This is a genomic window from Lysobacter oryzae DSM 21044, from assembly GCF_059568595.1.
In genome coordinates, this window is sequence record NZ_JCANTQ010000009.1 from 55306 (window position 1) to 72482 (window position 17177).

Consider the following 17177-nt stretch of genomic DNA (forward strand, 5'->3'; position numbering starts at 1 on the left):
GAGGCAGCGCGGCCATGGGGACGCGCAGGGCAGTGCCGCGGGCCTTGCTGGTTCCGACCGGTGCCGCCGCGTTCGCGTGGCGGGCGATTGCGGCGAACACGCACTGGCCGGGTGCGGCAACCTCGGCCAGAATCCGGCCCTGCCTGCGTGGTTTGCGTCGGCCTGACATCTTCCCTTCCGAGCCGCCCATGCAGCCCAACGGTCTTTCCTTCCACCATCCCATCGCGTTCTGGTTCGGTTGCCTGCTGATCGTGGGGGGCGTGTTCTCGCATGCGCCCATGTTCCTGATGGGGCAATACACGCACTGGCAGATGGTCGGCATGCCCATGGACCGCTGGATGCTCGCGGGCATGGCCGCGATTCCGGTGGGCCTGGCATTCGCCGCCTACGGGCTGATGCCCCGGCTGGCGCAGATGCAGCAGGCGCTGCACGGCGACGCCCGCCACCTGCACTTCCACGTTGCCGATGGCGTGCCGCTCAACATCGAACATTGGAAACTCGTCGGCGTGCTGGTGGTTGCCTTGGCCGTGGACGTGATGAAGCCTGCGACGCTCGGCTTCGTGATGCCGGGCATGAGCAGCGAGTACCAGATCCCCAAGCCGACGGCGAGCCTGCTCGCGCTGGTTGCATTGACCGGCACGACCGTTGGATCAGTGGTGTGGGGGCGGGTCGCGGATTCCTTCGGGCGGCGTGCCGCGATCCTGCTGGGCGCGCTGATGTTCATGGGCACGGCCATCTGCGGTGCCATGCCTGCGTTCGGCTGGAACCTGGCGATGTGTTTCCTGATGGGCGCATCGGCCGGCGGCCTGCTACCAATCACCTTCACCCTGATGGCTGAAACCGTGCCGGCCGCGCACCGCGGCTGGCTGCTGGTTGCGCTGGGCGGCATCGGCACTTCCGCCGGCTACCTGCTCGCCGCGGGGGCCGCGGCCATGCTCGAGCCGATGTTCAGCTGGCGCGTGCTGTGGCTGCTCGGTCTCCCGACCGGCGCCATCATCCTGGTGCTGTACCGCTTCATTCCCGAATCGCCACGCTTCCTGTCCAACGCGGGCCTGGGCGACCAGGCCCGCGCGGTGCTGCGCAAGTTCTCCGGGGCTTCCGCCGACGCGGTCGAGCTGGACGACGCGCAGCACCCGGGCGCACCGAAGATCGACGACCAGCATCCCGTCGCGGGTGCGCGCCAGCTGTTGCGCGGACGCCACGCATCGATCACGTGGGGATTGCTGGTGTGCGGGCTCGCCTGGGGCCTGGCGAATTTCGGCTTCCTGCTGTGGCTGCCCGTCAACCTGACCCAACTCGGCGTCGACCCCAAGGCGGCCAGCACCCTGCTGGCGAAGTCGGCGCTCTATGCGCTGCCGGGCATCGCGCTGGTGATCTGGCTCTACCATAGCTGGAGCAGCTTCAAGTCGCTGGTGGTGTTCATCGGCTTCACCACGCTCTCGCTGCTCGCCTTCTTCGCGATGGGCGCCCTGCAGTTGCGATCCGAAGCGCTGACCGTGGTGGCGACGGCGGCGCTGCTGATCAGCATCAGCGGGGTGATCGCGATGCTGATCCCGTACGCGGCAGAGATCTATCCGGTGCATCTGCGTGGCACGGGATCGGGCGTCATCGCAGCCAGTTCCAAGTTCGGCGGCATCCTCGGCGCGGGACTGGGCGTGCTCGGCTTCTTCGGCCACTTCGCCTGGTCCGCGCTGCTGATCGCGGTGCCGATGGCGCTGTCTGGGGTGATGCTCCTGCGCAGTGGCATCGAAACGCGCGGCCACGGACTGGAGGACATCCAGGAAGCGCTGTCCCGGTAGGCGGCAACGCGGGTGAATGGCCCGAATCCCGCGGCGCGCTGTAATCGTTTGCAGCATCTGCGTGGACAACCGCAGTATTAGGCTGTCCGGATGCCCCCTACCGCCCCTGCGATGCGCACGCCTGCCTCCCTGCTGGTGATCTTCGGCGCCACCGGCGACCTGGCGCAGCGGATGCTGTTTCCGTCGCTGTACGGCCTGCAGGCCGATGGCCTGATGCCGGCGGCGATGCGCATCCTCGGCACCGGCCGCACCGAGATCGACGCGGCCGGTTTCCGGGCCCAGGTCGGCGAGGCGATCCGCCGGAACGTGATGGCCGGCGAATGCAACGAGGCCACGCTGCAGGCGCTGCTCGAACGCATCGACTACCAGGCCGCCGATACCGGCGAGGCGGCCTCGCTGGAACAACTCGGCGCGCGCATCCGCGCGATGCGCGGCGAAGCCGCGGGCGACGTCGTCTACCACCTGAGCACCGCGCCGCGCTTCTACGCGCCGATCTGCGAGGCGCTGGGACGCATGGGCCTGGCCGGCGACGGCACCCGGGTGATGCTGGAAAAGCCGATCGGCCACGACCTCGCCAGCGCGACCGCGATCAACGACGGTGTCACCCGCTTCTTCGACGAGGACCGGGTGTTCCGCGTCGACCACTACCTGGGCAAGGAAGGCGTGCAGAACCTGCTCGCGCTGCGCTTCGGCAACGCGCTGTTCGAGCCGCTGTGGGACGCGCGCCACATCCAGCACGTGCAGATCACCGTCGCCGAGACCGTCGGTGTCGAAGGGCGCGGGGATTACTACGACCATTCCGGCGCCATGCGCGACATGGTGCAGAACCACATGCTGCAGCTGCTGTGCCTGACCGCGATGGAGCCGCCCGCGCACTTCGAACCGTCGGCGGTGCGCAACGAGAAGATCAAGGTGCTGCAGTCGCTGCGCCCGATCGGCCGCAACGACGTGCTGACCGAGACGGTGGCCGGGCAGTACACCGCCGGCGCGGTCGCCGGCCAGGTGGCGCCGGGCTACCTCGATGAGCTGGGGCGGCCCAGCCGCACCGAGACCTTCGTGGCCCTGCGCGCCCACGTCGACAACTGGCGCTGGTCGGGCGTGCCGTTCTACCTGCGCACCGGCAAGCGCATGCCGGCGCGCAGCACCGAGATCCACCTGCAGTTCCGCGCCGTGCCGCATTCGATCTTCACCGGCGCGCACCTCGAGCCCAACGCGCTCACCATCCGGCTGCAGCCGGACGAGCGCATCGAGCTCAAGCTGATGAGCAAGACGCCGGGCCTGGACCGCGGCGGCGTGCGTTTGTCGCGGGTCGGGCTCGACCTGGACATGCACGAGGAATTCGCCGCGATCCGCCGCCGCCCCGCGTACGAGCGGCTGTACCTGGACGCGATCGAAGGCAACGGCACGCTGTTCGTGCGCCGCGACGAGACCGAAGCGGCGTGGCAATGGATCGACGCGATCTACGACGGCTGGCGCCACGCCGACGTGACGCCGCGCCCGTACCCTGCGGGCACGTGGGGTCCGGCCGCCGCGGTGGCGATGGCGGAACGGCACGGCCACAGCTGGCGCGACTGAAACGCATGGCGGCCACCACCTGCGGGAGTGCGGAGATGGGCTGGATCGAACATCGCTACCCGGATGCCGACGCGCTCGCCGCGGCGCTCGCCGCGCGCCTGGAGGACATCCTGCGCGAAGCGATCGCCTCGCGCGGGCACGCGCTGCTCGCGCTGGCCGGCGGACGCACGCCGTTCCCGGCCTACCGCGCCCTGGCCGCGCGTCCGCTGGAGTGGCGCAAGGTCGTGCTGATGCCCACCGACGAGCGCTGCGTGCCGCACGAGCATCCCGCCTGCAACCTGCGCGAGATGCGCGCGGCCTTTGCGCCGGCGGACGGCGTGCGTTTCGCCTCGCTCACCGTCGACGACGGCGATCCGGGGCGTTCGGCCGTACACGCGGTCACGCTGCTGTCGCAGCACGCCGGCGCGTTCGACGCGGTGGTGCTGGGGATGGGCAACGATGCGCATACGGCTTCGCTGTTCCCCGGGGCCAGCAACCTCGCCGCCGCGGTCGATCCGCTGACGACGGTCGACGCGTGCCGCATCGACCCCGTGCCGTTGCCGCCGGAAGCGCCGTTTCCACGCATCACCCTGACGGTGCCGCGGCTGCTGCGCACCCGCAGCATCCACCTGGCGCTCACCGGCACCGGCAAGCTCGCCGTGCTGCGCCAGGCGCAGGCCGCGCGGGATCCGCTACGCCATCCGGTCGCCGCGATCCTGCAGGAGGCGCCCACCGTGCATGCGCCCGCCGTGCACATCCACTGGAGCGAATGATGTCGCTGCATCCCGTTACCGAACGCGTCACCCGCCGCATCGCCGAGCGCAGCCACGCCACCCGCGCCGACTACCTCGCGCGCATGCAGGCCGCGCGCGAATCCGCGCCCGCGCGCACGCGCCTGAGCTGCGGCAACCTGGCCCACGGTTTCGCCGCCGCCGGCGAGGACAAGCCGCGCCTGCGCGGCGCGCGCGGCGGCAACCTCGGCATCGTCACCGCCTACAACGACATGCTCTCGGCGCACCAGCCGTACGAGCCGTATCCGGCGCTGATCCGCATGGCCGCGCGCAACGCCGGCGGCAGCGCGCAGGTCGCCGGCGGCGTGCCGGCGATGTGCGACGGCGTCACCCAGGGCCGCACCGGGATGGAGCTGTCGCTGTTCTCGCGCGACACCATCGCGCTGGCCACCGCCGTGTCGCTCTCGCACGACATGTTCGATGCGGTGCTGTGCCTGGGCATCTGCGACAAGATCGTGCCGGGCCTGCTGATCGGCGCGCTGAGTTTCGGCCACCTGCCGGTGGTGTTCGTGCCCGGCGGGCCGATGCCCTCGGGCCTGCCGAACAAGGAGAAGGCCGCGGTGCGCCAGCGCTACGCCGAAGGCAAGGCCACGCGCGAGGAACTGCTGGAGGCCGAAGCGGCCTCGTACCACTCGCCGGGCACGTGCACCTTCTACGGCACCGCCAATTCCAACCAGATGCTGATGGAGGTGATGGGCCTGCACCTGCCCGGCAGCGCCTTCGTCAACCCGCACACCGCGCTGCGCGATGCGCTGACGGTGGCGGCGACCGAGCAGGCGCTGCGCATCACCGCGCTCGCCGATTCGCCGCAGGACTACCGGCCGCTGGCGGAAACCATCGACGAGAAGGCGATCGTCAATGCGATGGCCGGGCTCGCCGCGACCGGCGGCTCCACCAACCACGCGCTGCACCTGGTGGCGATCGCGCGCGCGGCCGGGTTGATCATCGACTGGGACGACCTCGACGAACTGTCGCGGGTGACCCCGCTGCTGGCGCGCGTGTACCCCAACGGCAGCGCCGACGTGAACCACTTCCACGCCGCCGGCGGCATCGGCTTCGTCATCCGCGAACTGCTCGATGCCGGCCTGATGCACGCCGACATCCGCTGCGTGCACGGCGGCGACCTGCGCCAGCAGCAGATGGAGCCCTGGCTCGACGGCACCACGTTGCGCTGGCGCGATCCGCCGGCGCTGTCGCGCGATCCGACCATCGTGCGCCCCGCCGCCGAACCGTTCGACAGCGAAGGCGGCCTGCGCCGCCTGCAGGGCAACCTCGGCCGCGCCGTCGCCAAGGTCTCGGCGGTGGCGCCGGAGTACCGCGCGATCACCGCGCCGGCGCGCGTGTTCGACACCCAGGACGGCTTGCTCGATGCGTTCAAGGCGGGCGGATTGCAGGGCGATTTCGTCGCCGTGGTGCGCGGGCAGGGCCCGCGCGCCAACGGCATGCCGGAGCTGCACAAGCTGACCCCGACCCTGGCGGTGCTGCAGGACCGTGGCCAGCGCATCGCGCTGCTCACCGACGGACGCATGTCCGGCGCTTCGGGCAAGGTGCTCGCGGCGATCCACGTCTCGCCGGAGGCCGCCGATGCCGGCGCGATCGCGCGGATCCGCGACGGCGACACCATCCGCATCGACGCCGACACCGGCACCATGGACGCGCTGGTCGATGCCGGCGAATGGAACGCGCGCGCACCCGCGTCCGCACCGCTGCAGGCCAACCGCACGGGACTGGGACGCGAACTGTTCGCGCTGATGCGCACGCAGGTCGGCACGGCCGAGCAGGGCGCGTGCAGCCTGTTCGTCACGGAGGACCCATGAACCACGCCCCGCGCACGCTCGCGCTGATCGCCGATGTCGGCGGCACCAATGCGCGCTTCGCCCTGACCGATCCGGCCACCGCAGCGCCGGAGATCATCGAACCGCGCGCGCTGGCCACGGCGGACTTCGCCAGCCTGCAGCACGCGGCCGAGCATTACCTCACCGAAGTCGGCGCCAACCCCGACTGCGCGGCGATCGCGGTCGCCAGTCCGGTGCACGGCGAGGAGATCCGCCTGACCAACCGCGCGTGGTCGTTCACCCGCGGCGAACTCAAGCAGGCGCTGGGCCTGCGCCGGCTGTCGGTGATCAACGATTTCGGCGCGGTGTCGTGGGCGGTGCCCGCGCTGCAACCGCACGAATACGTGACCCTGCACGGCCGCGATGACGCGCCGCTGCGGGGCCCGGTCAGCGTCATTGGCCCCGGCACCGGCCTGGGCGTGGCCCTGCTGGTCGGCGACGCGCAACGCGGCTGGAACGTGGTCGAAACCGAAGGCGGCCACGTCAGCTTCGCGCCGCTGGGCGACGAGGAGCTGCTGATCGCGCGCTGGCTGACGGCGCGCTTCGGCCGCGTCTCCACCGAACGCGTGCTGTGCGGCGCCGGCCTGTCGCACATCGATGCGATCCTGCGCAGCAACGGCACCGCGCCGCACGATGTCGCGTTGCGCGATCCCGCCGAGATCGTGGCGGCGGCGCTGGAAGGCCACGACGTCGCCGCGCGTCGCGCGCTCGCGCGGTTCTGCGCGGTGCTCGGCAGCGTCGTCGGCGACGCCGGGCTGATCCACGGCGCGCGCACGGTGATGATCGCCGGCGGCATGGTGCCGCGCTTCATTCCGTTCCTGCGCAGCAGCGCGTTCCGCGAGCGCTTCCTCGCCAAGGGCCGCTTCGTCGCCTACCTGGAATCGATGACGATCCGCGTCATCACCCATCCCCATCCCGGCCTGCTCGGTGCGGCGGTCGCCGCGCGCGCGGCCCTGTCCGCGGAGCCGACGCCATGAGCAATCCGATGGAACTGCACGCGCACCGCATCGACCAGGTGCTGGCGCGCGCGCCGGTGGTGCCGGTGCTGAGCATCGCCCGGGTCGAGGACGCGGTGCCGCTGGCGCGCGCGCTGGTCGACGGAGGCCTGCCGGTGCTGGAAGTGACCCTGCGCACCGAAGCCGCGATCGGTGCGATCCGCGCGATCCGCGAGCACGTGCCGGAAGCGGCCGTGGGCGCGGGCACCGTGCTCAACGCGCGCGACCTGTCCGCCGTGGAGGCGGCCGGCGCGGGCTTCGCGATCTCGCCCGGTGCGACCGATGCGCTGTACGCCGCCGCGAGCGACGCGCGCATCCCGCTGCTGCCCGGCATCGCCACCGCGAGCGAGCTGATGCACGGCCTGGAGCTGGGCTACCAGCGCTTCAAGTTCTTCCCCGCCGAATCCAGCGGCGGCATCGGCGCGCTGAAGGCATTCGCCGGGCCATTCGCGCAGGCGAAGTTCTGCCCGACCGGCGGCATCGATCCCGCCCGGGCTCCCGCCTACCTGGCGCTGCCGAACGTGATCACCGTCGGCGGTTCGTGGATGGTGCCGGCCGACGCGCTGGCGAAGGGAGACTGGGCGCGCATCGCCGGCCTCGCGCGCGAAGCGGCGGCGCTGCGTACGCGCTGATCCGGATTGCGCGCTTGGAGGCGGATGCGGTAGCAGCGCGTTGCGGCGCGTTCATTGATATCGCGCGTGAGTCTACGCGCGGCGCGGTTCGCTGCGCTGCGCTTATCCGGGCTACGTCGCTGATTCGGATTCCGCGCTTCGAGCTTGATGTCCTGGCAGCCGGCGAATGCAGCGCGCTGCGGCGCGTTCATTGATTTCGCACGTGAGTCTTCCCGCGGCGCGGTGCGCTGCGCTTATCCGGGCTACGTCACTGATCCGGATTCCGCGCTTCGAGCTTGATGTCCTGGCAGCTGGCGAATGCAGCGCGCTGCGGCGCGTTCATCGATATCGCGCCTGAGGCCGATCGCGGCGCGGCGCCACAAAGAAAAAGCCCTTGCCGGGGAGAGACCGGCAAGGGCTGGTGTCCAGCGGAGGCCCGTGCTTAGAACTTGTAATTGACGCCGAACAGGTACGTGCGGCCGTACTCGAAGAACTCACGCGGACGACCGTCGGTGAATTCCGAGCGGAACGGCTCGTTCTCGATGTTGTTCACCTGCAACAGCAGCGACAGGTTCTCGAGCGGGCCGGACTGGAAGGCATAACCCAGCTGCACGTCCGTCACCTTTTCGCCCTGGAACGCCTTCAGCGCCCGGTCGCCGCCGAAGCCCTCGACCTCGCCACGGAAGTCGGAACGGCTGCGCTGGCTGACGCGCGCGGAGAAGCCCCAGCGCTCGAAGTACACCGTCGCGTTGGAGACGTACTTGGACAGGCCCGGCAACGTTTCCGAGGAATTGCCCGGGGTCGGTTCGACCGAGCTGTCGACTTCCGAGTAGTTGGCCTGGACGCCGAAGCCCTCCAGCGGCGCCCACAGCATTTCGAGGGGCACCGAGACCGCGACTTCGAAGCCCTTGAGGGAGCCGCCCTCGCCGTTGACCGGCTGGGTGAAGGTACCGATCGACGATGCCGGGACCGGGCCGGTAATCGGCACTGCGGGGAGCGTGCTGAAGTCGAACTCGGTGGCCTCGTTGCGGACGTAGGTCTTCAGGTCCTTGTAGAAGTAACCGGCGCTGACGTAGCCCTTGCGTGCGAAGTACTTCTCGTAGCTCAGGTCATACGCGTTGGCTTCCCAGGGCCGCAGTTCCGGGTTGCCACCGTCGCCTTCGAAAATCGGGCAGGGACGGACCTGGCCCGTGGGACAGACCGTCGGGGTGAGATTGACCTTGTAATTGGCGTTGCCGCGCATCTGGTCCATGCGCGGGCGCGCGAGCTGCTTGCCGGCGCCGAAGCGCAGGAACTGCTCGTGGGCGAATTCCGCCTTGAGGTTCAGGCTCGGCAGGAAGTCGGTGTAGCTGGTGCTGCGGCGTGCCGGCTGGTCGAGGGTGACGCCCTGGAAGGTCGACACGCCGGTGGATTCCTGGTCCACGTTGATCGCCTGCACGCCGACGTTGCCGCGGATCGGCACCGAACCCAGGTCGAAGTCGAGGTTGCCCTGCACGTAGAACGTGCCGACGCGTTCCTTCACTTCCCAGTTCTTGTTGTTGATGTCGCCGTTGTTGACGTTGGCGCGCTGGAAGTAGATCGAATTGAACGCGGCCAGCGCGTCGTAGCCGTACAGGCCCGGCAGGCCGGCGAAGTTGAAGGACGAAGTCGTCGCCAGATCGGTCGGCATCGGCAATTCCAGGCCGCGGGCGCAGTTCGCCGCCAGGCAGAGGAAATGCTCGTCCGAGGCGCGGCTCTTGGTGCGGTCGGTGAGGTTGGCGCCGAACTCGAGGCTGCTCAGCGCGCCGCTGTCGAACGTGCGTTCCAGGTCGAGGCGGATCGAGGTCAGCTGATCCTTGACCTCGAAGTCCTTGATGTAGCCATCCTGGCCCCAGCCGCCGGCGTCGGTCAGGCGCAGGATGCTCGGGTCGGTGTAGTCGTAGCCGAAATCGAAGTCGAAGAAACCTTCCGGATTCAGGTGGATGCTGACGGTGTCGCCGGGCACGGTGGACGCGAGGCCGGCGTAGGTTTCCAGCACGCGCTCTTCGCGCTTGGCACTGGAGTTGCTGATGTCGGCGGTCAGGGTCCAGTTGTCGTTGAGCTTGAGCTTGTGGTTCCAGCCGATCGAGAACAGGTCGTCCTTGGCCGCGTTGAAGTCGTTGCGAATGACGGGCCGGAAGTTGTTGAACGTCGCGTCCGTCGTCGTGCCGTTGGCGTCCGTGGTCTTGCTGACCGGCTGGCCAGCGGGGCCCCAGATCAGGCCGAACTCCATGCCGCGCTTGACCTCTTCCTTGTCGAACTTGGAATAGAACACGTCCAGGCGCGACGAGTACATGTCGTTCGGGCGGAACTCCAGCGCGCCCATGAAGCCGTCGCGCGTGTTGTCCATGTCACTCTGGTACAGCTTGCCGCCGCCGAGGGTGCCGTTGTCGTAGCCCCAGGCTTCGAACTGGGTGCCCTGCACCGGATTGTTGAGGCGCGCATAGCCCAGCGCCAGGCCGATGGTGTGGTCGGCGAACTGGTCGATGTAGGAAAGCGAGAAGCGGTTGCCGTGCTCGTCGTTGCCGTTGAGCCGGTTCATGTCGCCGCGCACGTTGACCGCGATGGTGCGGTCGGCGAACGACAGCGGGCTGACGCTCTGCAGGTCGACGGTACCGGACAGGCCCTGGCCGACCAGCGAGGCGTCCTGGGTCTTGTAGACCACGACCTGGTTCATGAGCTCCGACGGGTACTGGTCGAACTCGACGCCGCGGTTGTTGCCCAGGCTGACCTGCTCGCGGCCGTTGAGCGTGGTGGTGGAGAAGTCGCCGGAGAAGCCGCGGATGTTGATTTCCTGCGGACGGCCGCCGAAACGCTGCGCGGTCAGGCCCGGCAGGCGCGCGATGGAGTCGGCGATCGAGGTGTCGGGCAGCTTGCCGACGTCTTCGGCGGAAATCGCCTCGACGATCGATGAGTTGGCCTGCTTGGTTTCGATCGCATTCTCGATGCCGCGGCGGATGCCGGTGACGACCACGGTGTCGAGCGTCTTCGCCTGGTCCTGTTGCTGCGCGCTGGGCTGCTGCGCCTGCTCCTCGGCCGTCTGCGCCTGCGCGCCGGCGGCGAGCATCATCGTGGCCGACGCCAGCGCGACGCTCAGCAGATTTCTCTTGAACTGCACCATCACTCCCCCTCCGGAATGCGATTTCTAGTGTTCGCTGGTGGTGCACGCGTTGCCGTGTGCGGTCCCCCGCGGATCTGTATGTACGCACGGCTGCAATCAGCACGACGCAGGCCGATGGTAGTCCCGGGTATCCCTGCACAAATTCCCCTGCATACGTATTCATGGAAAAGTCCCGGCAAAACGGGCATTTACGTCACTGATGACGGTTCCGGGCGCGTGCGCGCATGCCGCGTGCGGCCGCGGTCCGGAAGGCGCGCGGCGCGCCGGCGTCCTGCATACGTATTCAATCGGACGCGGCGGCGAAGCCCCGCGCAGAATCGGCCGGACCCGGCCCGCCAGGACCGACGCCCTGCAGCGTCCGCCTGCAGCGCCGGCACGACCCTCGGGAGGGGCAATGAGCAGCATCGATACGGCGGCAGGTGGGGCAGCGCAGCACGCAACCATGCGGGTCCTGCTGATTTCGGCGGCCGCGGCACTGGGCGGTTTCCTGTTTGGATTCGACACCGCGGTGATCAACGGCGCGGTGGATGCGGTGCGCGCCGGCTTCGGGCTGAGCGCCGCGGCGACGGGCGTGGCGGTGTCGTGCGCCTTGTTGGGATCGGCCCTGGGCGCCTGGTATGCGGGACCGCTCGCGGACCGCTACGGCCGCGTGCAGACGATGCGCGTCGCCGCGGCGCTGCTCGCGGTCAGCGCGCTCGGCGCGGGCATGGCCTTCGGGGTGTGGGACCTGATCCTGTGGCGCGTGGTCGGCGGCATCGGCGTGGGCGTGGCGTCGGTGATCGCGCCGACCTACATCGCCGAGGTGTCGCCGGCGCACGTGCGCGGCCGCCTGGGATCGTTGCAGCAACTGGCGATCGTACTGGGCATCTTCGCGGCGCTGCTCTGCGATGCCTGGCTCGCCGGAGCGGCGGGCGGTGCATCGCAACCGTTGTGGCTGGGCCTGGCGGCGTGGCGCTGGATGTTCCTGGTCGCGGTGCTGCCGGCGCTGGTGTACGGCGCGCTGGTGTTCGGCGTGCCCGAGTCGCCGCGGCATCTGGTCGCGAAGGGCCGGCTGGCCGAGGCGCGCGCGGTGATGCTCGACGTGCTTGGCCTGCGCGATCCGGCCGCGCTCGACGCCAAGCTGCACGACATCGAACGCAGCCTGCGCATGGAGTACCGGCCGAGGCTGCGCGACCTGCGCGGGCCGCGCGCCGGCCTGCTGCCGGTGGTGTGGATCGGCATCCTGCTGTCGGTGTTCCAGCAGTTCGTCGGCATCAACGTGATCTTCTATTACTCGTCGACGCTGTGGCATTCGGTCGGCTTCAGCGAGGCCGATTCGTTCTCGATCACCGTCGCCACCTCGATCGTCAACGTGCTGGTGACGCTGGTCGCGATCGCGCTGGTGGACAAGCTCGGGCGCAAGCCGCTGCTGGTCGTCGGCTCGGCCGGCATGGCGGTGACGCTGGGGCTGATGGCCTGGTGCTTCGCGCACGCGGCCGGCACCGGCGCGCAACTGACGCTGCCGCAGCCGTGGGGCATGACCGCGCTGGTCGCGGCCAATGCGTACGTGGTGTTCTTCGGCCTGAGCTGGGGCCCGATGGTGTGGGTGCTGCTGGGCGAGATGTTCCCCAACCGCATCCGCGCGATCGCGCTGGCGGTCGCCGCGTCGGCGCAGTGGCTGGCCAACTTCCTGATCACCGCGACCTTTCCGTCGCTGGCCGAGATCGGGCTGGCGTTCGCCTACGGCCTGTACGCCGCGTTCGCGGTGCTGTCGCTGGTGTTCGTGCTGCGCGCGGTGCGCGAGACCAAGGGCATGGAACTGGAAGAAATGCGCGACTGAGCGCGATCCGCCGCGCCGCGCCCGCCCGCGGGCAGGCGCGGCATCCGGTCGCGTCATCTGCCCAGCAGGAACTCCAGCGGCACGTCGACGCGGGCGCGCCAGGCGCGCTCGCTGTGCTCGGCGCCTTCGATCCGGCGCGTGATCCAGTCGCGGCCTTCGCGGTAGCCATGGGCCCGCATCAGCGCATCCATGCGTTGCTGGTAGGGCGCGTACTGCGCATCGAGCGTGGCGGTGCCGAAGTCGTAGTAGATCCGGTGCGTGCGGGGATCGGGCAGGTGCGCGCCGAGCCAGTCGACCGCCACGCCCTCGCCGACCGGCCAGTGCGTGGACAGCGCACCAACGCCGCCGAACACCTGCGGGTACTGCGCCGCCGCGTACAGCGAGACCAGCCCGCCCATGCTCGAACCCACCACCACCGTGTCGCGGCGCCCCGGCCGCGTGCGGTAGGTCGCATCGATGAAAGGCTTGAGCTCCTCGACCAGGAAGCGCAGGTACGCGTCCGAGGTGATGTCGCTGCGCGCCAGCGGCGGAAAGCCGTCGACACCGACCGGCAGCGATTCGCCCTGCACCGGCGCGAGTGGCATGTACTCCTGCAGGCGCCGCGGCGTGTTCCACACGCCCACGACGATCGCCTCGCGCACGCGGCGTGCGGCAATCAGCCGCGTCATCGTTTCGTCGATGCCCCAGTCGACGCCGGTGTAGGACAGCTGCGGATCGAACAGGTTCTGGCCGTCGTGCATGTACACGACCGGGTAGCGCCGGTGCGGATGCGCGGCGTAACCCGGCGGCAACCACACATCGACGTTGCGCGCGGGCACATGGGCGGACTCGACGTCCTGCCAGCTGTCGACACGCCCGGTCGCGGCGATGGCCGGCGCATGGCGCGCATAGGCCCAGGTCAGGAAGTCGGGCAGCATGCGCGCCCAGCTGGCCTGGTCATGCTGGCCGCCGACCAGCGTCAGCAGCACCGCATCCTTGCGATCCGGGTGCACGCCGTAGTCGGGATTCACCGCGTAGCCGAGTTGCTGCAGGCCCTTCGCACGCACCGCATCGCCCTGGGTCCAGCCCAGCAGCAGGTCGCGGGTGTCGTCGAGCGCATCGTTGAGGCCGTCGCCGTCGCGATCGTCGGTTTCCTCCGCGGTGCCGACTGCGAAGAAGAAGCGCGCGCCGTTGCGCGGCTGCGCGCCATCGACCATGCGCTGGGCGAGGCGCGTGGCCTGCACCTGCCGCGCATCGCCGCGTTCGGCCGACAGCCAGAACGAGGGCGAGAACGCACCCACGCGAGCGAACACCTCGGGATACTGCCAGCCCAGGTTGAAGGCATTGGCGGCGCCGAGCGACCAGCCCAGGATGGCGCGCGCGTCGGGCGTGGTCCGGGTGCGATAGCGGCGGTCGATCTCGGGCACCAACGTGTGCGCGACCCATTCGGAGTAGGCGTGGGCGCGGCTGCCCACCGGCCCGTAGCGCGTGCCCGCGACCAGGCTGCGGCCACCGGCGCGATCGGAAAAGCCGTACGCGCCCATGCGGTCGGGCGGCATGTCGATGGCGACGACGATGACCGGGCGGATCGCGTCCTGCGCGTACAGCCGCGCCAGCGTGGCCGGCAGCCCCAGCGCCTCCATGTCCTGGCCGTCGTTGATGTACAGCGCCGGATAGCGCCGCACCGCCGCGGCGTCGTAGCCTGGCGGCAACCACACGCGGATGCGCAGCGGCGCGGGCGCCACGCCGGGTGCGGCCAAGGTGAAGCTGTCGGTGCCGATCGCAGGCGCCGCGGCGGCCGGAGCGACCGGGCGGGCGTCCCGCATCGCGCAGGCCGCGAGCAGCGCGGTGGCGAGCACGGGCAGGGCGCGGCGCAACGCGCGCAGGAACGGCGGAATCAGCGGTGTCGTCATGCGGGTGCGCGTTGGTACTGGAAGAAGCCGTTGAGGGTCAGGCGGCCGCGGCGCGGATCGCGCGCGAGCCGCTCCGGCGCGGTGATGTCGCCGCTGTGGAAGACGGTGCCGGAGTAGAACACCAGCCGGTTCCAGCGCGCCGGCACCGACAGCAGCTTGGCGAAGTAGCCGTTGGCCGCGGTCATGTAGCCCGGGGCGATGCCGTGCCGCGCGCTGAATTCGGCGTCGTCGAGCGCACTGGCGTCCTGCATCAGCCGCGCGATGTCCGGCAGCGGCCGCAGCGGCCGGTAGAAGCCGGTGCCGCCGAAGGCCTCATCGCGGAACAGGTACAGCACGCACGCCGCGATGCCCTGGCCCGGCTCCATGCCGAGGCGGTCGACATGGCACACGCGCTGCGCCGGGGTAAGTTCCGCCGGCGCGCGCGTGGTCAGCGCCAGGCGGCTGTAGCCGCGCAGTGTGCGTTGCGCGGCAAACGCGGCGCCCAGGTGCGCATGGAAGAACCCGTCGAGCTGCGCGGTGACCGCCTCCGGCAGCCGCAGTTCCGGGCCCGGATAGGCGTTGTAGGGCGCCTCCACGAACTCCGCATCGTGCGCGCCCGCATACTCGACCCAGCGCTCCGGCTCGCGCAGCGCGTCGTCGATCACATGGCACAGTGCCCGCCCGCCGATGGCGAGCGTCTGCACGCGCGGGTTCGGATTGAACATCGACTCAATGCTTCGCAACGAAGCGGATCGCCGCGCCGCCGCCGGCGCCGAGCTTGAGCGTCAGCGTGTCGCCGCTGCGCACCGGCCGCTCCTCGCGCACGAAGGCGAACGGATTGGTCTTCCAGTCGGCGCCCTCGCCGTCGCGGTAGATCTGCGCGGTGTAGCGCCGCTTCGCATCGAGGAAGCCCAGCGGGATCGCCAGCGTGCGCGCGTGCTCGTCGGTGACGCTGCCCAGGTACCAGTCCTCGCTGTTGCGGTCCTTGCGCACGATGGTGGCGTAGTCGCCGACCTCGCCGTTGACCACATGCGACTCCTGCCAGTCGGTGGGCACGTCGCGGATGAACGCAAACGCGTCCATGTGCTGTTCGTAGTGCTCGGGCAGGTCGGCGGCCATGTGGATCGGGCTGTACAGCACCACGTAGTCGGCGAGCTGGCGCGCGAGGGTGTTCTGGATCACCTGGCCGCCGCGGCCCCGCAGGCTGACCACGCCCGGGGTGAAATCCATCGGCCCGGCGAGCATGCGGGTGAAGATCAGGTTGGGCTCGTGCTCGGGCGGATTGGGCGGATTGCCCCAGGCGTTGAACTCCTGTCCGCGCGCGCCTTCGCGCGCGACCCAGTTCGGATAGGTGCGGCGCAGGCCGGTGTCCTTGATCGGTTCGTGCGCGTCGATGGCGACGTGGTGGCGGGCGGCGGCTTCGAGCACGCGCAGGTGGTGCCCGCTCATGAACTGGCCCTCGTGCCATTCGCGCACGACCGGGCCGCCGGCGACGTCCTGGCGTTCGATCTGGCCGGCGTCGCACACGTAGCCGGTCTTGACCGCATCGATGCCCAGGCGCTGGAACAGCGCGAAGGCCTCGTCCATCTGCCGCTCGTAGTGGCTGACCGCGCATGCGGTCTCGTGGTGGCCGATCAGGTGCACGCCCCTGGCCTTCGCGTACGCGGCGAGCGCGTCGAGATCGTAGTCGGGCGTCGGCTTGCGGAAGTCGAAGTTCCAGCCGTTGGCGAACCAGTCGCCATCCCAGCCCAGGTTCCAGCCTTCCACCAGCACGCCGCGGAAGCCGTACTTGGCGGCGAAGTCGATGTAACGCTTGGTGTTCTCCGTGGTCGCGCCGTGCTTCGGCCCCGTGCCCCAGGTCTGCTCGTCCAGGTGCAGCGACCACCACACGCCCACGTACTTGGACGGCTTGAACCAGCTGACGTCGCCGAGCTTGTTGGGCTCGTTGAGGTTGAGGATCAGGTTGGATTCGACCAGGCCGCCGGCGCGATCGGCGATCTGGATCGTGCGCCACGGCGTGGCGAACGGCGTGTGGCGCACGACCTTCGCCGGGCTGCCCGGCGTGAGCATCGCGCGCAGGCGACCGTCGCCGCCCTTGGCCAGGTTCATGCCGGCGTAGTCGACCAGCGCGGCTTCGTGGATCGACAGGTGCGTGCCGTCGGCGGTGCGCAGGGTGATCGGCGTCTGCGCCACGCCGACTTCCGCCAGCGGCGTGCGCTGGTACAGGTATTCCTCGCGGTTCCATTCGTACGCCGGGATCCACCACGCCGTCGCCGGCCGGGCGAGCGCGAACTCGGTCAGCTCCTCCTGGATCTGCACCTCGTCCAGCGCCGGCTGCTTGGGCAGTTCGTAGCGGAAGCCGACGCCATCGTCGAACACGCGGAACACCAGCTCGAGGCGGCGGTGGTCGCGGTCGCCCTCGACGAAGCGCGCGCGCAGTTCGTTGTAGTGGTCGCGCACGTAGCGGCGCTCGCCCCACGGCTGTTCCCAGGTCGTGTCGGCGCTGCGGCTCGACTGTCCCTCGAGCTTCAGCCCGCGCAGGATCTCGCGGCCGTTGCGCAGGATGAAGCCGAGCCGCGAGTCCGCGATCAGCGGCTCGCCCCTGCGCGCCACGCGGTAGGCGAGGCGGCCCTCGCCGTTGAGGTCGAGCTCGACCTTGAGCGTGCCGTCGGGCGAGGCCACCGTCGCGACGGTGTCGGCCCACGCCGGTGCGGCGAGCGCGAGGAGCAGGAAAGCAGCCAACCGATAACGCATCTGGACGAT

11 protein-coding genes are annotated in these 17177 nt (G+C 70.0%); 7 read left to right on the forward strand and 4 right to left on the reverse strand.

The genetic code is table 11. The features are described from left to right. The first annotated feature begins 188 nt into the window (after window positions 1-188). The 6 genes from BP05_RS04065 to BP05_RS04090 all read left to right on the forward strand — a co-directional run bounded on the left by BP05_RS04065 (window position 189) and on the right by BP05_RS04090 (window position 7606). Window positions 189-1799, forward strand: a complete 1611-nt coding sequence (locus BP05_RS04065; protein ID WP_496360749.1) for an MFS transporter — start codon at window positions 189-191, stop codon at window positions 1797-1799. Between the two features lie 90 nt (window positions 1800-1889). Further along, entirely contained in the window at window positions 1890-3374 is a 1485-nt protein-coding gene (zwf, locus tag BP05_RS04070) for a glucose-6-phosphate dehydrogenase (RefSeq protein ID WP_496360751.1), read from the forward strand. A 35-nt stretch (window positions 3375-3409) separates the two neighbouring features. Next, complete coding sequence (pgl, locus tag BP05_RS04075) at window positions 3410-4126, forward strand: 6-phosphogluconolactonase (RefSeq protein WP_496360753.1); 717 nt, start codon at window positions 3410-3412, stop codon at window positions 4124-4126. Then, window positions 4126-5961 carry a phosphogluconate dehydratase gene (gene edd, locus BP05_RS04080; RefSeq protein WP_496360755.1) on the forward strand — a complete coding sequence of 612 codons (1836 nt, stop codon included), beginning with the start codon at window positions 4126-4128 and terminating at the stop codon, window positions 5959-5961. The genes pgl and edd overlap by 1 nt, the downstream gene beginning before the upstream one ends. Beyond that, on the forward strand, window positions 5958-6956 hold the full coding sequence (glk, locus tag BP05_RS04085) for a glucokinase (protein ID WP_496360757.1): 999 nt from the start codon (window positions 5958-5960) through the stop codon (window positions 6954-6956). Before edd ends, glk begins: the two co-directional genes overlap by 4 nt. Then, on the forward strand, window positions 6953-7606 hold the full coding sequence (locus BP05_RS04090) for a bifunctional 4-hydroxy-2-oxoglutarate aldolase/2-dehydro-3-deoxy-phosphogluconate aldolase (protein ID WP_496360759.1): 654 nt from the start codon (window positions 6953-6955) through the stop codon (window positions 7604-7606). The genes glk and BP05_RS04090 overlap by 4 nt, the downstream gene beginning before the upstream one ends. 421 nt (window positions 7607-8027) lie before the next feature. Here BP05_RS04090 and BP05_RS04095 read toward each other — a convergent pair whose 3' ends face one another. Continuing rightward, window positions 8028-10724, reverse strand: a complete 2697-nt coding sequence (locus BP05_RS04095; RefSeq protein WP_496360761.1) for a TonB-dependent receptor — start codon at window positions 10722-10724, stop codon at window positions 8028-8030. A gap of 394 nt (window positions 10725-11118) precedes the next feature. On the opposite strand from BP05_RS04095, the gene BP05_RS04100 reads away from it, so the two are divergent. Then, window positions 11119-12543 carry a sugar porter family MFS transporter gene (locus BP05_RS04100; protein ID WP_496360763.1) on the forward strand — a complete coding sequence of 475 codons (1425 nt, stop codon included), beginning with the start codon at window positions 11119-11121 and terminating at the stop codon, window positions 12541-12543. Window positions 12544-12596: 53 nt separating this feature from the next. Here BP05_RS04100 and BP05_RS04105 read toward each other — a convergent pair whose 3' ends face one another. The 3 genes from BP05_RS04105 to BP05_RS04115 are packed head-to-tail and all read right to left on the reverse strand — an operon-like array spanning window position 12597 to window position 17168. After that, window positions 12597-14435, reverse strand: a complete 1839-nt coding sequence (locus BP05_RS04105) for an alpha/beta hydrolase-fold protein (protein ID WP_496360765.1) — start codon at window positions 14433-14435, stop codon at window positions 12597-12599. Beyond that, window positions 14432-15139 carry a DUF6445 family protein gene (locus BP05_RS04110; RefSeq protein WP_496360767.1) on the reverse strand — a complete coding sequence of 236 codons (708 nt, stop codon included), beginning with the start codon at window positions 15137-15139 and terminating at the stop codon, window positions 14432-14434. Before BP05_RS04110 ends, BP05_RS04105 begins: the two co-directional genes overlap by 4 nt. Window positions 15140-15143: 4 nt before the next feature. Then, a complete protein-coding gene (locus BP05_RS04115; protein ID WP_496360769.1) occupies window positions 15144-17168 on the reverse strand; it encodes a glycoside hydrolase family 97 protein in 2025 nt (674 codons plus the stop codon). Between the last annotated feature and the right edge of the window lie 9 nt (window positions 17169-17177).